Genomic DNA, 1,055 nt, shown 5'->3' on the forward strand with positions numbered 1-1,055 from the left:
GTATTTCTAAATGAAAAGAATGTTAATTAACGCAACTCAAAAAGAAGAGTTGCGTGTCGCTTTGGTTGACGGCCAGCGACTATTCGATCTAGATATCGAAAGTCCAGGTCATGAGTCAAAGAAAGCGAATATCTACAAAGGACGTATTACCCGTATTGAACCAAGCCTAGAAGCGGCATTCGTTGATTACGGCGCAGAACGTCACGGTTTCCTCCCTCTTAAAGAAATTGCCCGCGAATACTTCCCTGAAGGTTATACATACCAAGGCCGTCCTAGCATTAAAGAAGTGCTAAAAGAAGGCCAAGAAGTAATCGTACAAGTAGAGAAAGAAGAACGTGGTAGCAAAGGTGCTGCACTGACAACTTTCATCTCTTTGGCAGGTAGTTACTTAGTTCTTATGCCAAACAACCCTCGTGCAGGCGGTATTTCTCGTCGTATCGAAGGTGACGAACGCACCCAACTGAAAGCAGCATTGAGCACTCTTGAGCTTCCTCAAGGTATGGGCTTAATCGTGCGTACAGCGGGCGTTGGCAAAAGCGCAGAAGAGCTAGAGTGGGACCTAAATGTTCTATTGAATCACTGGGGCGCTATCAAGCAAGCTTCTGATTCAAATGCAGCTCCTTTCCTAATTCACCAAGAAAGTAACGTTATTGTTCGCGCAATTCGTGACTACCTACGTCGTGACATCGGCGAGATTCTAATCGACAGCAACACTATTTTTGAACGTGCTCAAGCGCACATTCAACTAATACGCCCAGATTTCATGAATCGCGTTAAGAAGTACGATGGTGAAGTACCACTATTTAGTCACTACCAGATTGAAAGCCAGATCGAATCGGCTTTCCAACGTGAAGTTCGCCTTCCTTCTGGTGGTTCGATCGTAATCGATCCAACAGAAGCGCTAACTTCTATCGATATCAACTCAGCTCGTGCAACAAAGGGCGGTGATATCGAAGAGACAGCACTGAACACTAACCTAGAAGCAGCCGATGAAATTGCACGTCAATTACGTCTACGTGACCTAGGTGGTCTTGTTGTTATCGACTTTATCGATA

General features: G+C 45.0%; 1 protein-coding gene. It reads left to right on the top strand.

What is annotated here, in order from left to right; translation table 11 throughout:
- Nucleotides 1-10 precede the first annotated feature (10 nt).
- Nucleotides 11-1,055 (top strand): Rne/Rng family ribonuclease (locus BCT81_RS02125; protein WP_133152491.1); only part of this gene is annotated, 1,045 nt, incomplete at its 3' end.

It is taken from the genome of Vibrio sp. 10N.261.52.A1, from assembly GCF_002876325.1.
Taxonomy (GTDB): Bacteria; Pseudomonadota; Gammaproteobacteria; order Enterobacterales; family Vibrionaceae; genus Vibrio; species Vibrio chagasii.